The organism is Comamonas denitrificans, assembly GCF_017368815.1.
In the GTDB taxonomy this organism is placed as follows: domain Bacteria; phylum Pseudomonadota; class Gammaproteobacteria; order Burkholderiales; family Burkholderiaceae_C; genus Comamonas; species Comamonas denitrificans.
In genome coordinates, this window is the sequence record NZ_JAFNME010000015.1 from 37,669 (window position 1) to 53,960 (window position 16,292).

The following is a 16,292-nucleotide window of genomic DNA, read 5'->3' on the forward strand; positions in this document are numbered from 1 at the left end:
AGCCGATTGTCACGGACAGGCGGCGCAGCACGAAAAACTAGGACAAGTCCTAGGGATGAAAGCGCATGGGAAGTTTACGTAAACGTCAATAATGGCGAGATGCACAAAAATCACAAAGACTCTGCACCCCAACCGACCTATTCGATTGGCGATTTGGCCAAGGAATTTGACCTGACCACCCGCGCTATTCGGTTTTATGAAGACATGGGCCTGCTCGAACCCCAGCGCGAGGGCACCGGGGGCCGCACGCGCACCTACAGCGCCCGTGATCGCGCGCGGCTCAAGCTCACGCTGCGGGCCAAGCGCCTGGGCCTGTCGCTGACCGAGGCCAAAGAAATCATTGACTTGTACGAAAGCCCGCGCGACTCAGGGGCGCAGCTGCAAAAATTTTTGCAAGTCTTGGCCGAACACCGCCAGCAGCTGGAAGAGCGCATGCAAGACATTCAACTGACCCTGGATGAAGTACGCGCCCAAGAAAAAGAAGCGCAACAACTGCTGCGCAAGCTTGGCACACGGGAATCTACGTAATTGACGTTTACGTAAAGGTAAATAAAACTTAGCAAATCGAGGAGACACCATGGACCACTTCCCCCCTTTGGAGGCCGCTGCCACCGAGCGCATTCACGCCAGCTTTGCCAAGCAGGGTGCCATGACCACTTTAGGGGCACGGCTGACGCATCTGGCCCGAGGGCAGGTGCATCTGTGCTTCGACTGGGCCCCGGCGCTGACGCAGCAGCATGGTTTCATCCACGCCGGGATGATGGCCACGGTGCTGGACTCGGCCTGCGGCTATGCGGGCCTGTCGGTGATGCCGCTGGAGGCCGGCGTGCTGTCCATTGAATTCAAGATCAACCTGCTGGCTCCGGCCAAGGGGCAAAGCTTTCGCTGCGAAGGGGTGGTGCTCAAACCTGGGCGCACCATCGTCGTCACCGAAGGCCGCGCCTACGCCATCGATGGCGACCAAGAAAAACTGGTCGCCACCATGAACTGCACCCTGATGGCGCTCGAAAACCGCCCCGGCATTGCTGCGGTGTAAGCCAAAGCGCTGAAATTTTTAAAATTCTCAATATTTTTCAAGGAGATAATCATGACCAACCTGCCCGGCCTGAACTTCCAGCTTGGTGAAGACATTGATGCCCTGCGCGATGCCGTGCGCGACTTTGCCCAGGCCGAGATCGCCCCCCGCGCCGCCGAGGCCGACCACACCGACCAATTCCCCATGGACCTGTGGCAAAAGTTTGGTGACCTGGGCGTGCTGGGCATCACCGTGGGCGAGGAATACGGCGGTGCCAACATGGGCTACCTGGCGCACATGGTGGCGATGGAGGAAATCTCGCGTGCCAGCGCCTCGATCGGCCTGTCCTACGGGGCGCACTCCAACCTGTGCGTGAACCAAATCAACCGCAACGGCAACGCCGCGCAAAAAGCCAAATACCTGCCCAAGCTGATTTCCGGCGAGCACATCGGCGCGCTGGCCATGAGCGAGCCCGGCGCAGGCTCGGATGTCATCAGCATGAAGCTCAAAGCCGAGGACAAGGGCGGCTACTACCTGCTCAACGGCAACAAAATGTGGATCACCAACGGCCCCGATGCCGACACCCTGGTGGTCTATGCCAAAACCGAGCCCGAACTGGGCGCGCGCGGCGTGACCGCCTTTTTGATCGAAAAAGGCATGAAGGGCTTTTCCGTCGCGCAAAAGCTGGACAAGCTGGGCATGCGCGGCAGCCACACCGGCGAGCTGGTGTTCCAAAACGTAGAAGTGCCCGCTGAGAACGTTCTGGGCACCGTCAATGGCGGGGCCAAGGTGCTGATGAGCGGGCTGGACTACGAACGCGCCGTGCTCACCGGCGGCCCGCTGGGCATCATGCAGGCGGTGATGGACAACGTGGTGCCCTACATCCACGACCGCAAGCAGTTTGGCCAAAGCATTGGCGAGTTCCAGCTCATCCAGGGCAAGGTGGCCGACATGTACACCGTGCTGCAGGCGGGCCGCAGCTTTGCCTACACGGTGGCCAAAAACCTGGACATGCTGGGCCAGGAGCACGTGCGCCAGGTGCGCAAAGACTGCGCTAGCGTGATTTTGTGGACCGCCGAAAAAGCCACCTGGATGGCCGGCGAGGGCATCCAAATCCATGGCGGCAACGGTTATATCAACGAGTACCCCCTGGGCCGCCTGTGGCGCGATGCGAAACTCTACGAAATCGGCGCAGGCACCAGCGAGATCCGCCGCATGCTGATCGGCCGCGAGCTCTTCGCCGAAACTTGTTGATTTAAACCCCGAAACCCTCTTAAAGGAGCCCTATGCCCACGACGACCATCGACGACCTCTTAGCCAATAACCGCGAATGGGCCCAGCGCGTCGAATGCGAGCGTCCCGGCTTTTTCACCAAACTGACCGAGCAACAAAACCCCAAATACATGTGGATTGGTTGCTCGGACAGCCGGGTGCCCGCCAACCAGATCAGTGGACTGGAGCCGGGCGAGGTGTTTGTGCACCGCAACGTGGCCAACGTCGTCGTGCCCAGCGACTTGAACTGCCTCTCGACCATTCAATACGCCATTGACCAGCTCAAGGTCGAGCACTTGATGGTCGTGGGCCACTACGGCTGCGGCGGCGTGCTGGCGGCCCTGGAAGAATTGCGCGTGGGCCTGGCCGACAACTGGATTCGCCACGTCAAAGACGTGCGCGTCAAGCACTACCACCTGATCAAAAACACCGCCGTGCAGCACCGCCACGATGTGCTGTGCGAGCTGAACGTGATTGAGCAGGTGATGAACGTCGCGCAAAGCACCGTCATGCAAGATGCTTGGGCCCGTGGCCAAAAAGTCACCCTGCACGGCTGGTGCTACAGCCTGAAAAACGGCTTGATCACCAACCTGGAAATCACCCTGCCCGGCGTGGGCGGCCTGTACGACGTGCATGAACGGGCCGTGGAACTGGTCGCTACCCGCGAGCGCAGCTAACCCCCTGAATTTCCCCCCTCAACCAGCGCCCCGGCGCTGGTTTTTCTACACCCAGGAGAACACAACATGTCCCACCAGCAAGACCCCGTCGTCATCGTCAGCGCCGTGCGCACCCCCATGGGTGCCTTCCAGGGCGGTTTTTCCGACCTGGCCGCGCACGACCTGGGCGGCGCTGCGATCAAGGCCGCCGTCGAGCGCGCCGGCATCGCCCCGGAAAAAGTCGAAGAAGTGCTGTTTGGCAACTGCCTGATGGCCGGCCAGGGCCAAGCCCCCGCCCGCCAAGCCGGTTTCAAAGGCGGCCTGCCGCAAAGCACCGGTGCCGTCACCCTGTCGAAAATGTGCGGTGCGGGCATGGAGGCGACCATCCTGGCGCACGACCAGATCGTGGCCGGCAGCCGCGAGGTCATGGTTGCAGGCGGCATGGAGAGCATGACCAACGCCCCCTATTTGCTGAAAAAAGGCCGGGGCGGCTACCGCATGGGCCACGACAAGGTGTTTGACCACATGATGCTTGACGGTCTGGAAGACGCTTACGAAGCGGGCCGCAGCATGGGCACCTTTGGCGAAGACTGCGCCGCCAAATACCAATTCACCCGCGAGCAACAAGATGCCTTTGCCATCGCCAGCGTGACGCGGGCCCAGCAGGCGATTGAATCGGGCGCGTTCAAGGCCGAAATCACCCCTGTGACCTTCCAGACGCGCAAGGGCGAAGTGACCATCGACCAAGACGAAGGCCCTTTGAAAATCCGCACCGACAAAATCCCCACCCTGCGCCCCGCGTTCAAAAAGGACGGCACCATCACCGCCGCCGCCAGTTCCAGCATCAACGACGGTGCCGCCGCCCTGGTGCTGATGCGCCAGTCCACCGCGCAGCAACTGGGCTGCAAGCCGCTGGCCAAGATCGTCGCCCACGCCACCCACGCACAAGCGCCGGAATGGTTCAGCACCGCCCCCGTCGGTGCGACGGAAAAAGTGCTGAAAAAAGCCGGCTGGAAGGTCGAGGACGTCGACCTGTGGGAAATCAACGAAGCCTTCGCCGTCGTCCCCATGGCGCTGATGGCCGACCTGAACGTGCCGCACGAAAAGGTAAACGTCAATGGCGGTGCCTGCGCCCTGGGCCACCCGATTGGGGCCAGCGGTGCCCGCATCATCGTCACCCTGCTGCACGCCTTGCAGGCCCGGGGCCTGAAAAAAGGCCTGGCCACGCTGTGCATCGGCGGCGGCGAGGCCACGGCCATGGCAGTCGAGTTAATCTAAAAAAATAGCTGTTTCCGCTTTTAAATAAACAGTTTTACTGTGTTTTCACTTTGAAATGCTTTGTTTTCAAGCGGAAACAGCTCACCAAAATATTTGCCTAGCGGGCAGCCCATTTACCTTCAGGAGAGCCAGATGCTACTGACCCCAGACCAACACATGGTGCGCGATGCCATGCGCGAGTTTGTGCAGTCCGAAATCACCCCCCACGCCGCCCGCTGGGACAAAGAGCACCACTTCCCCAAAGATGTCCACCAGGGCCTGGCCGCGCTGGGCGCTTACGGCATCTGCGTGCCCGAGGAATACGGCGGCGCGGGGCTGGACTACCTCAGCTTGGCGCTGGTGCTGGAAGAAATCGCGGCCGGTGACGGCGGCACCAGCACCGCCATCAGCGTGACCAACTGCCCGGTGAACGCCATCCTCATGCGCTACGGCAATGCGGCGCAAAAGCAGCAATGGCTCACCCCCCTGGCGCGCGGCGAAATGCTGGGCGCGTTCTGCCTGACCGAGCCGCACGTGGGCTCGGACGCTTCGGCCCTGCGCACCACGGCGGTGAAAGAGGGCAAGGAGTATGTGCTCAACGGGGTGAAGCAATTCATCACCAGCGGCAAGAACGGCCAGGTGGCCATCGTCATTGCCGTCACGGATAAAACCGCAGGCAAAAAGGGCATGAGCGCCTTTATCGTGCCTACCAACAACCCCGGCTACCAGGTGGCGCGGCTGGAAGAAAAGCTGGGCCAGCACAGCAGCGATACCGCGCAAATCAATTTGGACGACTGCCGCATCCCGGCCGAGAACCTGATCGGTGCCGAGGGCGATGGCTACAAAATTGCCCTCTCGGCCCTGGAGGGTGGGCGCATCGGCATCGCCGCGCAAAGCGTGGGCATGGCCCGCGCGGCCTTTGAATGCGCCCTGCACTACAGCAAAGAGCGCGAGAGCTTTGGCCAGCCCATCTTCAACCACCAGGCCGTGGGCTTTCGCCTGGCCGACTGCGCCACGCAGCTTGAGGCGGCGCGCCAGCTGATTTGGCACGCGGCCAGCCTGCGCGATGCCGGCCTGCCCTGCCTGCAAGAAGCGGCCATGGCCAAGCTGTTTGCCAGCGAAATGGCCGAGCGCGTGTGCAGCGCCGCCATCCAAACGCTGGGCGGCTACGGCGTGGTGAATGACTTCCCAGTCGAGCGCATCTACCGCGATGTGCGCGTGTGCCAAATCTACGAAGGCACCAGCGACGTGCAAAAAATCATCATCCAGCGCGGCCTGGCGTAACGACACGCCCCGCGCAGCCGCAGGCGCTGCGTCCCCAGCAAAACGCCCCGCAACTTGCGGGGCGTTTTCCGTGGCATGTGCGCCAAGCGATGCTTAATTTTTAAATTCCGGCGTTTGCTTGCTCATGCCCGCCACCATGGCGGCCATCAGGTCGTCGCTTTGCAGCATGGCGGCGTTCCAGGTGGCCACATGGTTCAGGCCATCGGCCACGCTGTGGTCGCGGGCGTAGTTGAGCATTTCCTTGCTGCCGCGAATCGACAAGGGCGACTTGGCGGCAATCTGCCGGGCAATCTCCTGCACGCCCGCGTACAGCGCCGCGCGGCTGTCAAACACGCGATTGACCAGGCCGATCTGCTGCGCCTCGGCCGCGCCCAGGGTGCGGCCGGTGTAGGCCAGCTCGCGGGTGATGCCCTGGCCCACCAGCTTGGGCAGGCGCTGCAAGGTGCCCACATCGGCCACCATGCCCAGGTCAATTTCTTTGATGCAAAAGCTGGCCTCGCTGCTGGCGTAGCGCATGTCGGCGCACACCACCAGATCAACCCCGCCGCCAATGCAGGGGCCGTGGATGGCGGCCAGCACGGGTTTACGGCAGCGCTCCAGGCTGGTCAGGGTGTCTTGCAAGTCCAAAATCACGCGGCGCAGCTTTTCGCGCTGGCGGCCTTCGCAGTCGTCGGCAATCTGCGCGGGCATGGACATCATCATTTGCAGGTCAATGCCGGAGCAAAACAGCTTGCCCTCGGCCTGCAGCACGGCCACGCGCACCTCGGGCGTGCGGTCCACCCACTCAAAGGCCTGGCGAATTTCCTGCCACATGGCGGCGTTCATGGCGTTGGCCTTGTCGGCACGGTTCAGGGTGACGGTGGCAATGTGCTGCTCCAGCGTGACGCGCAGGGTGCTCAGCTCCAAGGCCGCATCTGCGGTATTGTTTTTGGCATCATTTTGGCCATTAGCGCTTTGTGCATCTGCGTTAGCAGCTACGGTTTTAGATTGATCGCAGGGGTCCAGGCGCAGCGCCAGCTCCGTGCCCTGCTGGATGGCGCGTTTGGCATCGAGCTCGGCGGCCTTGTCGGCCCCGCCAATCAGGTGCACGGTCACGCCCTGGGCCTGCAGCGCGACCTGCAGTTCACGGTTGGGGTCTTGGCCAGCGCAGACGATGACGTTGTCCACCGCCAGCAACCGGTCTTGGCCCTCCACCGTGATGTGCAGGCCCGCATCGTCAATCTTGCGGTACGTCACGCCGGCCAGCATCTGCACGCCCCGGTTTTTCAGCCCCGTGCGGTGAATCCAGCCCGTGGTTTTGCCCAGGCCCGCGCCCACCTTGCTGCTCTTGCGCTGCAGCAGGTAAATCTGGCGTGGCGCAGCGGGAATCTGCCCAGGCTGAACCCCGCCGCGCTTCGCGCCCGTGGTGTCCACGCCCCATTCGGCAAAAAATTGGGCTGGGTTGAGGCTGGTGCTCTCACCCTCGTGCAGCAGGTATTCGCTCACGTCAAAGCCAATGCCGCCTGCACCAATCACGGCCACGGTCTGGCCCACGGGCTTTTTGTCGCGCAGCACGTCCAGATAGCCCAGTACCTTGGGGTGGTCCATGCCCTCAATCTGCGGCAGGCGCGGGCGAATGCCGGTGGCCAGCACCACGTGCTTGAAGCCCGCCTGCACCAAATCGTCTGCCGCCACGTGCTGCCCCAATTTGACGGTCACGCCGCTGTGCTTAAGGCGCTCGCCAAAGTAGCGCAGGGTTTCGTAAAACTCTTCCTTGCCCGGAATTTGCTTGGCAATGTTGAATTGGCCGCCAATCTCGTGACCAGCGTCCAACAGCGTCACCTCCAGCCCACGCTGGGCCGCTTCGGTGGCAAAGGCCAGACCCGCTGGGCCAGCGCCAACCACGGCAATGCGCTCTTTTTGCGCGGCCGCTGGCAGGGGCTGCGGCACCAGAATGGTTTCATGGCAAGCGCGGGGGTTCACCAGACAGGAGGTGATCTTGCCCGCAAAGGTGTGGTCCAGGCAGGCCTGGTTGCAGCCAATGCAGGTGTTGATGTCCTGCGCGCGCCCGGCAGCCGCCTTGTTCACAAATTCCGGGTCGGCCAAGAAGGGCCGCGCCATGCTCACCATGTCGGCCTGGCCGCTGGCGAGGATGTTTTCTGCCACGTCAGGGGTGTTGATGCGGTTGGTGGCCACCAGTGGAATGCCGACCTTGCCCTTGAGCTGCTCGGTCACCCAGGCAAAGGCGGCGCGCGGCACCTTGGTGGCGATGGTGGGAATGCGGGCCTCGTGCCAGCCAATGCCGGTGTTCAAAATCGTCACGCCCGCCGCTTCCAGCGCCTGCGCCAGTTGCACCACTTCGTCCTGCGTGGAGCCGCCTTCGACCAGGTCAAGCATCGACAGGCGGAAGATGATGATGAAGTGCTGGCCCACCCGCGCGCGCGTGCGGCGCACGATCTCCAACGCAAAGCGGATGCGGTTCTCGTAGCTGCCGCCGTACTCGTCGTCGCGCTGGTTGGTCTGTGCGGCGATGAATTCGTTGATCAGGTAGCCCTCGGAGCCCATGATTTCCACACCGTCGTAGCCCGCGCTTTGCGCCAGGGCGGCGGCGTTGGCGTAGTCCTCCACCGTTTGTTGCACTTCTTGGGTGGTCAATGCCTTGGGGGCAAACGGGCTGATGGGGGCTTTGAGGGCGCTGGGTGCCACCAGCTGCGGGTGGTAGGCGTAGCGGCCAAAGTGCAGGATTTGCATGCAAATCTTGCCGCCTGCGTCATGCACGGCCTGCGTTACCACCCGGTGCTTGTCGGCCTCGGCTTGCGAAGTCATGGCCGCGCCGCCGGGCATGGGCCGGCCCGCTTCGTTGGGGGCAATGCCGCCGGTCACGATCAGGCCCACGCCGCCCTTGACCCGCTCGGCGTAAAACGCCGCCATGCGCTCAAAGCCATTGGGTGCTTCTTCCAGCCCCACGTGCATGGAGCCCATGAGTACGCGGTTTTTCAACGTGGTAAAGCCCAGGTTCAGCGGGGCCAGCAAGTGAGGGTAAGGGGATGCAGTGGATGCAATGGCAGCAGTAGCGGTCATGGAATGTCCTTGGCAAATGAAAATGCGCAGCAAATACCGGCAAAAATGCACGGCCGTTCTATTATTGTGGCATTTAAAGATATCGTTTTGGCGTTACCTAGGGGACTCTTTAGAATGAAAAGGCTGTGCTCCTTTTTTATGCTGCCTACGCTTTAGCCTGTCATGGTCGAAAAATCCCCCTCTACTCTTGCCCGCGAAGCGCTTAGGCTGTTGTTTTCACGGGAGCAACCACCTACTCCCGAAAACTACCAAGCGGCTTACTACGAAGCCGCTGGGACGATTGATGCCATCGTGGTCCCGCCCGGCCTGGCCCACCAATTGGCACGCTTGTGTGAGTTTGCACAGCCTGCCTTTGCACACAGCGATGCGCGCTTGCGCGAAATGTCCGAGCAGCTGGTGCATTTTTTGCGCCAACCCCAGCCCGAGCTGAGCACCGCACTCTTGCTGCTGCAAAACTTTAGCCACCGCCTGTCGTTTGCGGTGCCCGACCAGGTGCAGCTGCACGAGGGTTTGCTGCGCTTGCTGGGGCTGATCCTGCAAAACATGGCCGTGCTGTGTTTGGACGACCAGTGGCTGGAGGGGCAGTTGAGCGCGCTGCAAACAGCCACCGAGCCACCGCTGACGCTGCCACGCCTGCAAGAGATGGAGCAGCGCCTGCAAGAGGTGATCTTCAAGCAAACCGAGGCCAAAGAGCGCCTGGTGCAAGCGCAAAACCAAGTGCGTGATTTGCTCGCTACGTTTATTGACCGTTTGGCCGACATAGGGGACACCAACAGCAGCTATCACGACCATCTGGAGCAGTGCGCCGCCAAGCTCTCCAAAGTCTCGCAGCTGCACGAAATCACCCCGCTGCTCGAAGATGTCATCGGTGCCACCCGCGCCATGGCCGATCGCTGCGATCTGGCCCGCCATGAGCTGCACACCTTGCGCATGCAAAGCGAACAAGGGATGCAGGAAATCAACCGCCTGCGCGATGCCCTGGTGGAGACCTCGGCCCAAGCCCGCACCGATGCCCAAACCGGGGCACTCAACCGCCGGGGCATGGACGAGGCACTGGAGCAAGAAGTCCAAGCCGCGCAAAAGACCGGTGCCCCCTTGTGCGTTGCCTTGTTGGATTTGGATGACTTTAAAAACCTCAACGACCGCTTGGGCCACGATGCCGGCGACAAAGCCCTGGAGCATCTGGTCCATGTGGCCAAAAAAGTCATGCGCACCCAAGACCAGCTGGCCCGCTATGGCGGAGAAGAATTCGTTTTCCTCCTGCCCGGCACGACCGCCACCCAGGCCGTTGAAATCATGAAGCGCCTACAGCGCACGCTCACTGCGCAGTACTTTTTGCAAGACAACGAACGGGTGCTGATCACCTTCAGCGCTGGCGTGGCGCAGCTGCAAGCCAACGAGGACTACCAACACGCATTAATCAGAGCTGACAAGGCTGTTTATATGGCGAAAAAAGCAGGAAAGAACCGCGTTTTCTTTGCTGAATAAGCGCAAACCGCTATTTATTTTGACAATTCTTTAGTCATCCCAGGTGGTCTCTGGGCGCAATTGTTGTGCCAGGGTGCGCGGCCAGGGCAAATTCAAGTCGGCCATGCGCTGCTTGATCAAAATCGGTGCCACTTGAAACACCTGGGCCAAGGCTGCTACCGGGGTCAAGGGCTGTACCTGCGCACGCAGCGCCGCCTCGGGCAGCAGCAGGCGCAGGGCAAAGTCATTGGCCTCGTTGTCGATGCGCTCCTGCACGTTGCAGTGGTAGCTGTCTGACACCTCAATCGCGCGCGTCTGACCTGGGCGCAAATGGTGCAAGGCAATGTGCCCCAGCGCATGGGCCACACCATAGCGCTGGCGCTCTAAAGGGTGCTGGCGATCAATCACAATGCGCGGCTTGCGCTTGGCGGCCAGCTCCACCAGGGCACACACCCGGCCCAACGGGGCAAAGGCCACCACCACCTCCATGCCCTTGGCGATGCGGGCTAAATTCACCGGAAGCTTGTGATCCCAGTGCGCATTCAGCACGCCTTCGGCCAGCAGGGTCATGGCTATGCAGCGGGCGCTGCCTGGGGGGCTGAAGCCTGCGCCCCAGGAAGGTAAAGCGGGCCGCTTTGGCCGCAGCCGCCCAAAGCAGCCACGGCCATCACAAGCGCCAAAGTACGAAGCAAATAGGTAAAACGCATAGCCGTAGATGATTTAATTGTTGCGGAACAAATCCAGAATGTTTTTGCGCTCTTCAGCATTGGGCGTAGGAATGGCATCCTCCCCTCCCTCCAGGGGGACATCACTCATGCCCAAACCGCGCACGCTCGATTCCACGTTCTCGGTATAAAACCATTCGCCATTGGCATTGGTGACACCCGGCGGCACGGTGTAGCTGGCCACAGGCTCATCCTTTAATGCGTACTGCATGTATTGAATCCAGATCGGCAGGCTCAAGCCCCCGCCAGTCTCGCGCGAGCCAAGGTTGCGCGGCGTGTCGTAACCAATCCAGGTGACGGCCACCAGATTGGGCTGAAAGCCAGCAAACCAGGCATCCATGGCATCGTTGGTGGTGCCGGTTTTGCCGTACAAATCGGGCCGCTTCAAGGTGGCTTGCGCGCGCGCGGCGGTGCCCGAGCTGGCCACCGTCTGCAACATGCTGTCCATGATGAAGGCATTGCGCGGCTCAATCACCCGCTGCTGCTGGGCCAGGGGCTTGGGCTGGTACTCGGCCAAGGCCACACCACGCTGGTCGGTGATTTTGGTAATCAGCCACGGCGTAATGCGGTAGCCGGTATTGGCAAAAGTGGCAAAGCCCACCGCCATTTGCATCGGCGTGACCGAGCCCGCGCCCAAAGCCATGGTGAGGTATGCCGGGTGTTTGCTGGCCTCAAAACCAAAGCGCGTGATCCACTGCTGGGTAAAGGCCGGCGTGGCTGCCTCCAGAATGCGAATGGCGGGAATATTTCTTGACTTTGCCATGGCCACGCGCGCCGTCATGGGGCCTTCAAAGCGGCCATCGTAGTTTTTCGGTGTCCAAGGTTGCCCCCCCGTCACCCCCGCGCCATACACCAAAGGAGCGTCATTGACGATGGTGGAAGGAACAATGCCTTTCTCCAGCGCAGCAGAGTAGATAAACGGCTTGAACGCCGAGCCGGGCTGGCGCCAAGCTTGGGTGACGTGGTTGAATTTGTTTTTCGCAAAGTCAAAGCCCCCCACCAAGGCCCGAATGGCCCCGGTATTGGGGTCCAAAGCAACAAAGGCCCCTTCCACTTCCGGCAACTGCGTGGCCGCCCAGGTAGTGCCCGTCTGGATGATGCGGATGATCGCACCCGGAACAATCTTGATCTGCGGCGGCGCTTTGGCGGCCAAACCCGACTCAACGGGTTTGAGTCCTTGGCCGGTGATTTCAATCTTGTCCCCATTGGCCCGCACCACGACCAGTTTTTTCGGTGAAGCTTCCAACACCACAGCGGCCAGCACATCGCCGTTGTCCGGGTGTTGGGCCAGGGCATCATCTACGACATCCTCCAACGCCTGCGCATCCGTTGGCAAGGCAACAAAGCGCTCCGGCCCGCGAAAGCGCTGGCGACGCTCATAGGCCATGATGCCTTCGCGCAGGGCCTTATAGGCCACGTTTTGCTCATCGAGCTTGAGCGTGGTGTACACATTCAGCCCTTTGGTGTAAGCCGCTTCCCCATACTGGTCAAAAATCAGCTGCCGGGCCATTTCTGCAACGTAGTCCGCATGGGCCGCATTCTCGCGCGGCCTATCGCGGCGCAACCGCAGGGGCTCGTTACGGGCTTCTTCGGCTTGTTCGGCGGTAATAAAGCCGTTTTCCTCCATCCGGTCAATGATGTGCAGCTGGCGCACACGGGCCCGCTTGAGGTTGCTGATCGGGTTGTACGCCGATGGCGCTTTGGGCAGGCCGGCCAGCATGGCAGCCTCCGCAATGGTGATGTTCTTCAATGGCTTGCCAAAGTACACCTCACTGGCAGCGGCAAAACCGTAAGCCCGGTGACCCAAGAAAATCTGGTTCATATAAACCTCCAGAATTTTCTCTTTGGTCAGCAAATGCTCTAACTTGAACGTCAGCAGCACTTCGTAAATTTTGCGGGTGTACGTTTTCTCTGACGACAAGTACACATTGCGTGCCACCTGCATGGTGATGGTGGAAGCCCCCTGGCTTTTGACCTTGCCCAAATTGGCCAAGGCCGCCCGCAAAATACCCTTGTAGTCCACCCCGTTGTGCTCAAAAAAGCGCGTATCTTCAATCGCCAGCACCGCATCCACCATTACTTTGGGAATCTCGCGGATCGGTGTCAGCGTGCGCCGCTCTTCACCAAACTCCCCAATCAACACCCCTTCTGAGGAGTAGACCCGCAGCGGCAGCTTAGGCTGGTAATCAACCAAATCTGAAATATCCGGCAAATTCGGGTAGGCCTGCGACAAAGCAATCGCCACCACAAAGGCCCCGGCCACCATGCCAGCCACCGCCAGACCAAGCACCCAAAAAATAGCCCGAACGGGCCACGGCAAACGCTTTTTTTTCGGGGGTGTTTGTTTGGGATTGGGCGACGCTGCGCCATGAGAAGAAGGTGTCGAAGTGGGCATAAAGGGCTACCAGGCAAGAGGCGCATTATAGAAAGCCACCGCCAAACTACACGTGTCACAGAGTGCGACCAGATGTCACCAAAAACCCTTGAAACGTGCGGTTTTGGCAACACTCCTTTGAAATTGTGAACTGCGCGGGAAAGCGACATCACTTCTTGCTGCTAGCATCATTCGGCCCGGCTTACATTCCGCCACATACCGCAAACACCAGTAGATGCCAGCAAATAGGAGTTGTCTTGCTTTCCCTGAAGTCACTTTTCCAACGCCAGCCAGAGCCGCTCATTGGCCTGGACATTAGCGCCACGGCTGTGAAGTTGGTGGAGTTGGCGCGTCACGGCCAAGATGGCTGGACGCTGGAGCGCTGCACCATGGTTCCGCTGCCCCCCGGCTGTATTGTGGATGGCAGCATCACAAACATGGATGAAGTCAGCACGACCATCCACCGTCTATTGGCCAAAAGTGGCACGCGCACGAAAAACGTTGCCCTGGCCCTGCCGGCATCGGCCGTCATCACCAAAAAAGTTATTCTGCCCGGGGCCCTTTCTGATCAGGAAATGGAGATTCAGGTTGAATCTGAAGCCAGTCAATACCTGCCCTTTGCATTGGAAGAAGTGCGCCTGGATTTTTGCGTCATTGGGCCCAATGCCAAAAACCCAGGCGATGTGGATGTTCTCTTGGCCGCAACCCGCAAAGAAAAAGCACACGAACGCCAAGAGGCCGCCGAAATCGCTGGTTTAAAACCAACCGTCTTGGATATTGAATCCTACGCTGCACTCTTGGCCGTACAACGCGTGCTGGACCATCCCCAAGCCCCCACCCATGTTGGCGAAGCCGACTTGGCCGTCCTGATCAACGTGGGCGATCGCGGGTACACCATGCAAGTTTTGCGCGGTGAGGAAATTTTGTTCGATCACGAGCAAGGCATGGGAGGCGCGCAGCTGACCCAAGCGATTGCCCGCTACTACAGCATCCCCCCCGAAGAAGCCGAACAAAAAAAGCGCAACGACAATCTGCCGGACGATTACGCCACCGCCGTATTGGCACCCTTTGTCAAAAACCTGGCCTTGGACATCGGCCGCTCGCTGCAATTTTTCTTTACCAGTACCCCCTACCACAACGTGCAGCACATCTTGCTGTTTGGTGGCTCCGCGATTTTGGAAGGGCTGACCTCAGCCATTCAAAATGAAACCAAGGTTTCAACCTTGGTACTCGACCCCTTCCTTGGCATGGAGCTGGGTTCGTCGATTAATAAATCAAAAATACGCAAAGCGGCCCCCGCCTACTTAACCGCATGCGGCTTAGCACTGCGGAGGTTCTACCAGTGATTCTCATCAATCTCTTACCGCACCGAGAAATCGCGAACAAACGCCGCAAAGAAGTTTTTCAAATGGCAATGTTCGGCGCCTTGCTTGCCGGTTTGCTGGCAGCGGCGGTTGTATTTTCTATCTACCAAGCCTTGATTGATAGCCAACAAGAGCGCAACAGCTATTTAAAATCAGAAATATCTCAGCTAGACAATCAAATTAAAGACATTAAAGGTCTTGAAGAAGAAATCAACTCATTAAAAGCACGGCAAAAATCAGTAGAGGATTTACAGGCTGATCGTAATTTACCAGTCTATCTGTTGAGCGACATTACCCAGCTCCTGCCTGAGGGGGTTTACATCACTTCTATGAAGCAAACAGGAATGAATGTTGAGGTAAAAGGCTCGGCGCAATCCAATGAACGCGTCTCTGAAGTGCTGCGCAACATCTCGAATGGGTCGCCATGGTTTACCAAGCCTATTCTGAAGGAAATTGTTTCTGGCACCGTCGAAGTTGCTCCAAAAGACTTGCGTAAAGTAGTCACTTTTACCATGTCTTTTACCTTGGTCCGCTCCACCGAGGTGAAGCAGCAAAACCAAGAGAGAAAGCCCTGATATGCGCAATAAAAGCAAAAACAATACGGCTTCTGATCTTTCTGAGAAATTTGAAGTCTTTAAAAATCAGTTTCGAAATCTGGACCCAAAAGACCCTTCTCTGTGGCCTCTGATCCCTAGAGTCTTTTTGTTTATCGCCATTGCCGTAGGCGTTTTGATTGGTGCTTGGTTTGCGTATCTCAACACCTTAGAAGAAGACCTGAAGGCAGAACAGCAAAAAGAAACCACACTGCAACAAGAGTTTTCCACCAAAATGCGCAAAGCTGCTGGATTGGAAGCCCTCAAAGCCCAGCGCGAATTAGTACAACAATACGTCACCCAGTTAGAAAAACAACTTCCCAACAAAGCGGAGATGGCAGCGCTGCTGTCAGATGTGAACCATGCTGGCATGGGGCGGGGCTTGCAATTTGACTTATTCCGTCCAGGCTCCGAATCCATTCGCGATTACTATGCAGAGTTGCCGATTACTTTGCGCATTTCTGGTCGTTTTCACGACATGGGTTCTTTTGTTTCGGATGTGGCACACCTTTCGCGCATTGTCACGATCAACGACATCGCCCTGACTTCAACCCCTAAAGGCACAAGCTTGGTCATGGACGCGCAGGCCCGCACCTATCGCTACCTGGATCCTGAAGAGATACAAGCACAGCAGGCTGAAGCCAGCAAAAAGAAAAAAGGAGGTAAAAAATGATGCGCAACCATCAACTCCTTCCATGGCTCGCCAGCGTGCTGGCCGTGCTGACCCTTTCTGGCTGTATGAGCGACACCACCGGCGATTTGCGTGAATGGGTACGCCAAGAACGCAAAAATGCCAAGCCCAATATTCAACCCTTGAGCGAGCCCAAGGCCTTCACCCCTCAGCCCTATACCACCGCGGACTTGATGGATCCCTTCAACGTTCTCAAGCTCACTTCGGCTTTGCGCCTGGATAGCGAAAAAAACACAGCCAATACCAACTTGCTGGAACAAGAGCTCAATCGTCGCAAACAAGAACTGGAAAGCTTCCCCCTGGATGCCATCTCGATGGTTGGAAGCATGCACCAAAATGGCAGCGAAACTGCTTTAGTACGGGTGAACAAGCAGGTTTATCAAGTCAAGGCTGGAGGATATATGGGGCAAAACTATGGCCGCATAGAAAAAATTTCAGAAAGCGCCATTCGTTTACGTGAAATTGTTCAAGACCCAGCGGGAGATTGGGTAGAGAAAACCACCATCCTGGAACTGCAAGAGGAAACCAAATAAT

General features: G+C 58.9%; 15 protein-coding genes and 1 pseudogene. 11 read left to right on the forward strand and 5 right to left on the reverse strand.

Going from position 1 to position 16,292, the window contains the following annotated elements; genetic code table 11:
• The first annotated feature begins 99 nt into the window (after positions 1–99).
• The 6 genes from J1777_RS08295 (at position 100) to J1777_RS08320 (ending at position 5,484) form a co-directional block, all read left to right on the forward strand.
• Positions 100–528: a MerR family transcriptional regulator gene (locus J1777_RS08295; RefSeq protein WP_207575283.1), complete on the forward strand. Its 429-nt coding sequence runs from the start codon at positions 100–102 to the stop codon at positions 526–528.
• A gap of 49 nt (positions 529–577) precedes the next feature.
• On the forward strand, positions 578–1,036 hold the full coding sequence (locus J1777_RS08300; protein WP_242700452.1) for a PaaI family thioesterase: 459 nt from the start codon (positions 578–580) through the stop codon (positions 1,034–1,036).
• 51 nt (positions 1,037–1,087) lie between these two features.
• Positions 1,088–2,269: an isovaleryl-CoA dehydrogenase gene (locus tag J1777_RS08305; RefSeq protein WP_207575284.1), complete on the forward strand. Its 1,182-nt coding sequence runs from the start codon at positions 1,088–1,090 to the stop codon at positions 2,267–2,269.
• A gap of 32 nt (positions 2,270–2,301) precedes the next feature.
• Positions 2,302–2,964 carry a carbonate dehydratase gene (can, locus tag J1777_RS08310; RefSeq protein ID WP_207575285.1) on the forward strand — a complete coding sequence of 221 codons (663 nt, stop codon included), beginning with the start codon at positions 2,302–2,304 and terminating at the stop codon, positions 2,962–2,964.
• Positions 2,965–3,030: 66 nt separating this feature from the next.
• Complete coding sequence (locus J1777_RS08315; protein ID WP_207575286.1) at positions 3,031–4,221, forward strand: acetyl-CoA C-acyltransferase; 1,191 nt, start codon at positions 3,031–3,033, stop codon at positions 4,219–4,221.
• A gap of 132 nt (positions 4,222–4,353) precedes the next feature.
• Positions 4,354–5,484, forward strand: a complete 1,131-nt coding sequence (locus tag J1777_RS08320) for an acyl-CoA dehydrogenase family protein (RefSeq protein ID WP_207575287.1) — start codon at positions 4,354–4,356, stop codon at positions 5,482–5,484.
• 93 nt (positions 5,485–5,577) lie between these two features.
• Here J1777_RS08320 and J1777_RS14350 read toward each other — a convergent pair whose 3' ends face one another.
• Positions 5,578–6,390, reverse strand: coding sequence for a crotonase/enoyl-CoA hydratase family protein (locus J1777_RS14350; RefSeq protein ID WP_242700457.1), 813 nt, complete (start codon positions 6,388–6,390; stop codon positions 5,578–5,580).
• A 105-nt stretch (positions 6,391–6,495) separates the two neighbouring features.
• Positions 6,496–8,544: pseudogene (locus tag J1777_RS08325) on the reverse strand (oxidoreductase); the annotation flags it as partial.
• A 162-nt stretch (positions 8,545–8,706) separates the two neighbouring features.
• Here J1777_RS08325 and J1777_RS08330 point away from each other — a divergent pair.
• On the forward strand, positions 8,707–10,032 hold the full coding sequence (locus tag J1777_RS08330) for a GGDEF domain-containing protein (protein ID WP_207575289.1): 1,326 nt from the start codon (positions 8,707–8,709) through the stop codon (positions 10,030–10,032).
• Between the two features lie 30 nt (positions 10,033–10,062).
• On the opposite strand, the gene J1777_RS08335 is transcribed toward J1777_RS08330, so the two are convergent.
• Genes J1777_RS08335 through J1777_RS08345 form a run of 3 tightly spaced genes read right to left on the reverse strand, consistent with a single transcriptional unit; the run spans position 10,063 to position 13,056 of the window.
• Positions 10,063–10,581: an ImmA/IrrE family metallo-endopeptidase gene (locus J1777_RS08335; protein ID WP_207575290.1), complete on the reverse strand. Its 519-nt coding sequence runs from the start codon at positions 10,579–10,581 to the stop codon at positions 10,063–10,065.
• Positions 10,582–10,583: 2 nt separating this feature from the next.
• The gene (gene lptM, locus J1777_RS14580; protein WP_423220537.1) at positions 10,584–10,820 is read right to left on the reverse strand and encodes an LPS translocon maturation chaperone LptM; all 237 of its coding nucleotides are present in this window, start codon (positions 10,818–10,820) and stop codon (positions 10,584–10,586) included.
• The gene (locus tag J1777_RS08345) at positions 10,732–13,056 is read right to left on the reverse strand and encodes a penicillin-binding protein 1A (protein WP_242700453.1); all 2,325 of its coding nucleotides are present in this window, start codon (positions 13,054–13,056) and stop codon (positions 10,732–10,734) included. Before J1777_RS08345 ends, lptM begins: the two co-directional genes overlap by 89 nt.
• Before the next feature lie 311 nt (positions 13,057–13,367).
• On the opposite strand from J1777_RS08345, the gene J1777_RS08350 reads away from it, so the two are divergent.
• From J1777_RS08350 to J1777_RS08365, 4 genes are read left to right on the forward strand one after another with little or no spacing between them, the layout of a single operon-like run.
• A complete protein-coding gene (locus J1777_RS08350) occupies positions 13,368–14,456 on the forward strand; it encodes a pilus assembly protein PilM (RefSeq protein WP_207575293.1) in 1,089 nt (362 codons plus the stop codon).
• A complete protein-coding gene (locus J1777_RS08355) occupies positions 14,453–15,049 on the forward strand; it encodes a PilN domain-containing protein (protein WP_207575294.1) in 597 nt (198 codons plus the stop codon). The genes J1777_RS08350 and J1777_RS08355 overlap by 4 nt, the downstream gene beginning before the upstream one ends.
• A gap of 1 nt (position 15,050) precedes the next feature.
• Entirely contained in the window at positions 15,051–15,740 is a 690-nt protein-coding gene (locus J1777_RS08360) for a type IV pilus inner membrane component PilO (RefSeq protein ID WP_207575295.1), read from the forward strand.
• Positions 15,740–16,291 carry a pilus assembly protein PilP gene (locus J1777_RS08365; RefSeq protein WP_207575317.1) on the forward strand — a complete coding sequence of 184 codons (552 nt, stop codon included), beginning with the start codon at positions 15,740–15,742 and terminating at the stop codon, positions 16,289–16,291. Before J1777_RS08360 ends, J1777_RS08365 begins: the two co-directional genes overlap by 1 nt.
• Position 16,292 lies beyond the last annotated feature (1 nt).

What these genes read in the sequence shown, in the direction of transcription:
- lptM (WP_423220537.1), bottom strand. Translation starts at nt 10,820, where the DNA reads ATGTCCCCCTGGAGGGAGGGGAGGATGCCATTCCTACGCCCAATGCTG.
- J1777_RS08295 (WP_207575283.1), top strand. Translation starts at nt 100, where the DNA reads ATGCACAAAAATCACAAAGACTCTGCACCCCAACCGACCTATTCGATT.
- J1777_RS08330 (WP_207575289.1), top strand. Translation starts at nt 8,707, where the DNA reads ATGGTCGAAAAATCCCCCTCTACTCTTGCCCGCGAAGCGCTTAGGCTG.
- J1777_RS08360 (WP_207575295.1), top strand. Translation starts at nt 15,051, where the DNA reads ATGCGCAATAAAAGCAAAAACAATACGGCTTCTGATCTTTCTGAGAAA.
- J1777_RS08315 (WP_207575286.1), top strand. Translation starts at nt 3,031, where the DNA reads ATGTCCCACCAGCAAGACCCCGTCGTCATCGTCAGCGCCGTGCGCACC.
- J1777_RS08305 (WP_207575284.1), top strand. Translation starts at nt 1,088, where the DNA reads ATGACCAACCTGCCCGGCCTGAACTTCCAGCTTGGTGAAGACATTGAT.
- J1777_RS08365 (WP_207575317.1), top strand. Translation starts at nt 15,740, where the DNA reads ATGCGCAACCATCAACTCCTTCCATGGCTCGCCAGCGTGCTGGCCGTG.
- can (WP_207575285.1), top strand. Translation starts at nt 2,302, where the DNA reads ATGCCCACGACGACCATCGACGACCTCTTAGCCAATAACCGCGAATGG.
- J1777_RS08335 (WP_207575290.1), bottom strand. Translation starts at nt 10,581, where the DNA reads ATGACCCTGCTGGCCGAAGGCGTGCTGAATGCGCACTGGGATCACAAG.
- J1777_RS08300 (WP_242700452.1), top strand. Translation starts at nt 578, where the DNA reads ATGGACCACTTCCCCCCTTTGGAGGCCGCTGCCACCGAGCGCATTCAC.
- J1777_RS08320 (WP_207575287.1), top strand. Translation starts at nt 4,354, where the DNA reads ATGCTACTGACCCCAGACCAACACATGGTGCGCGATGCCATGCGCGAG.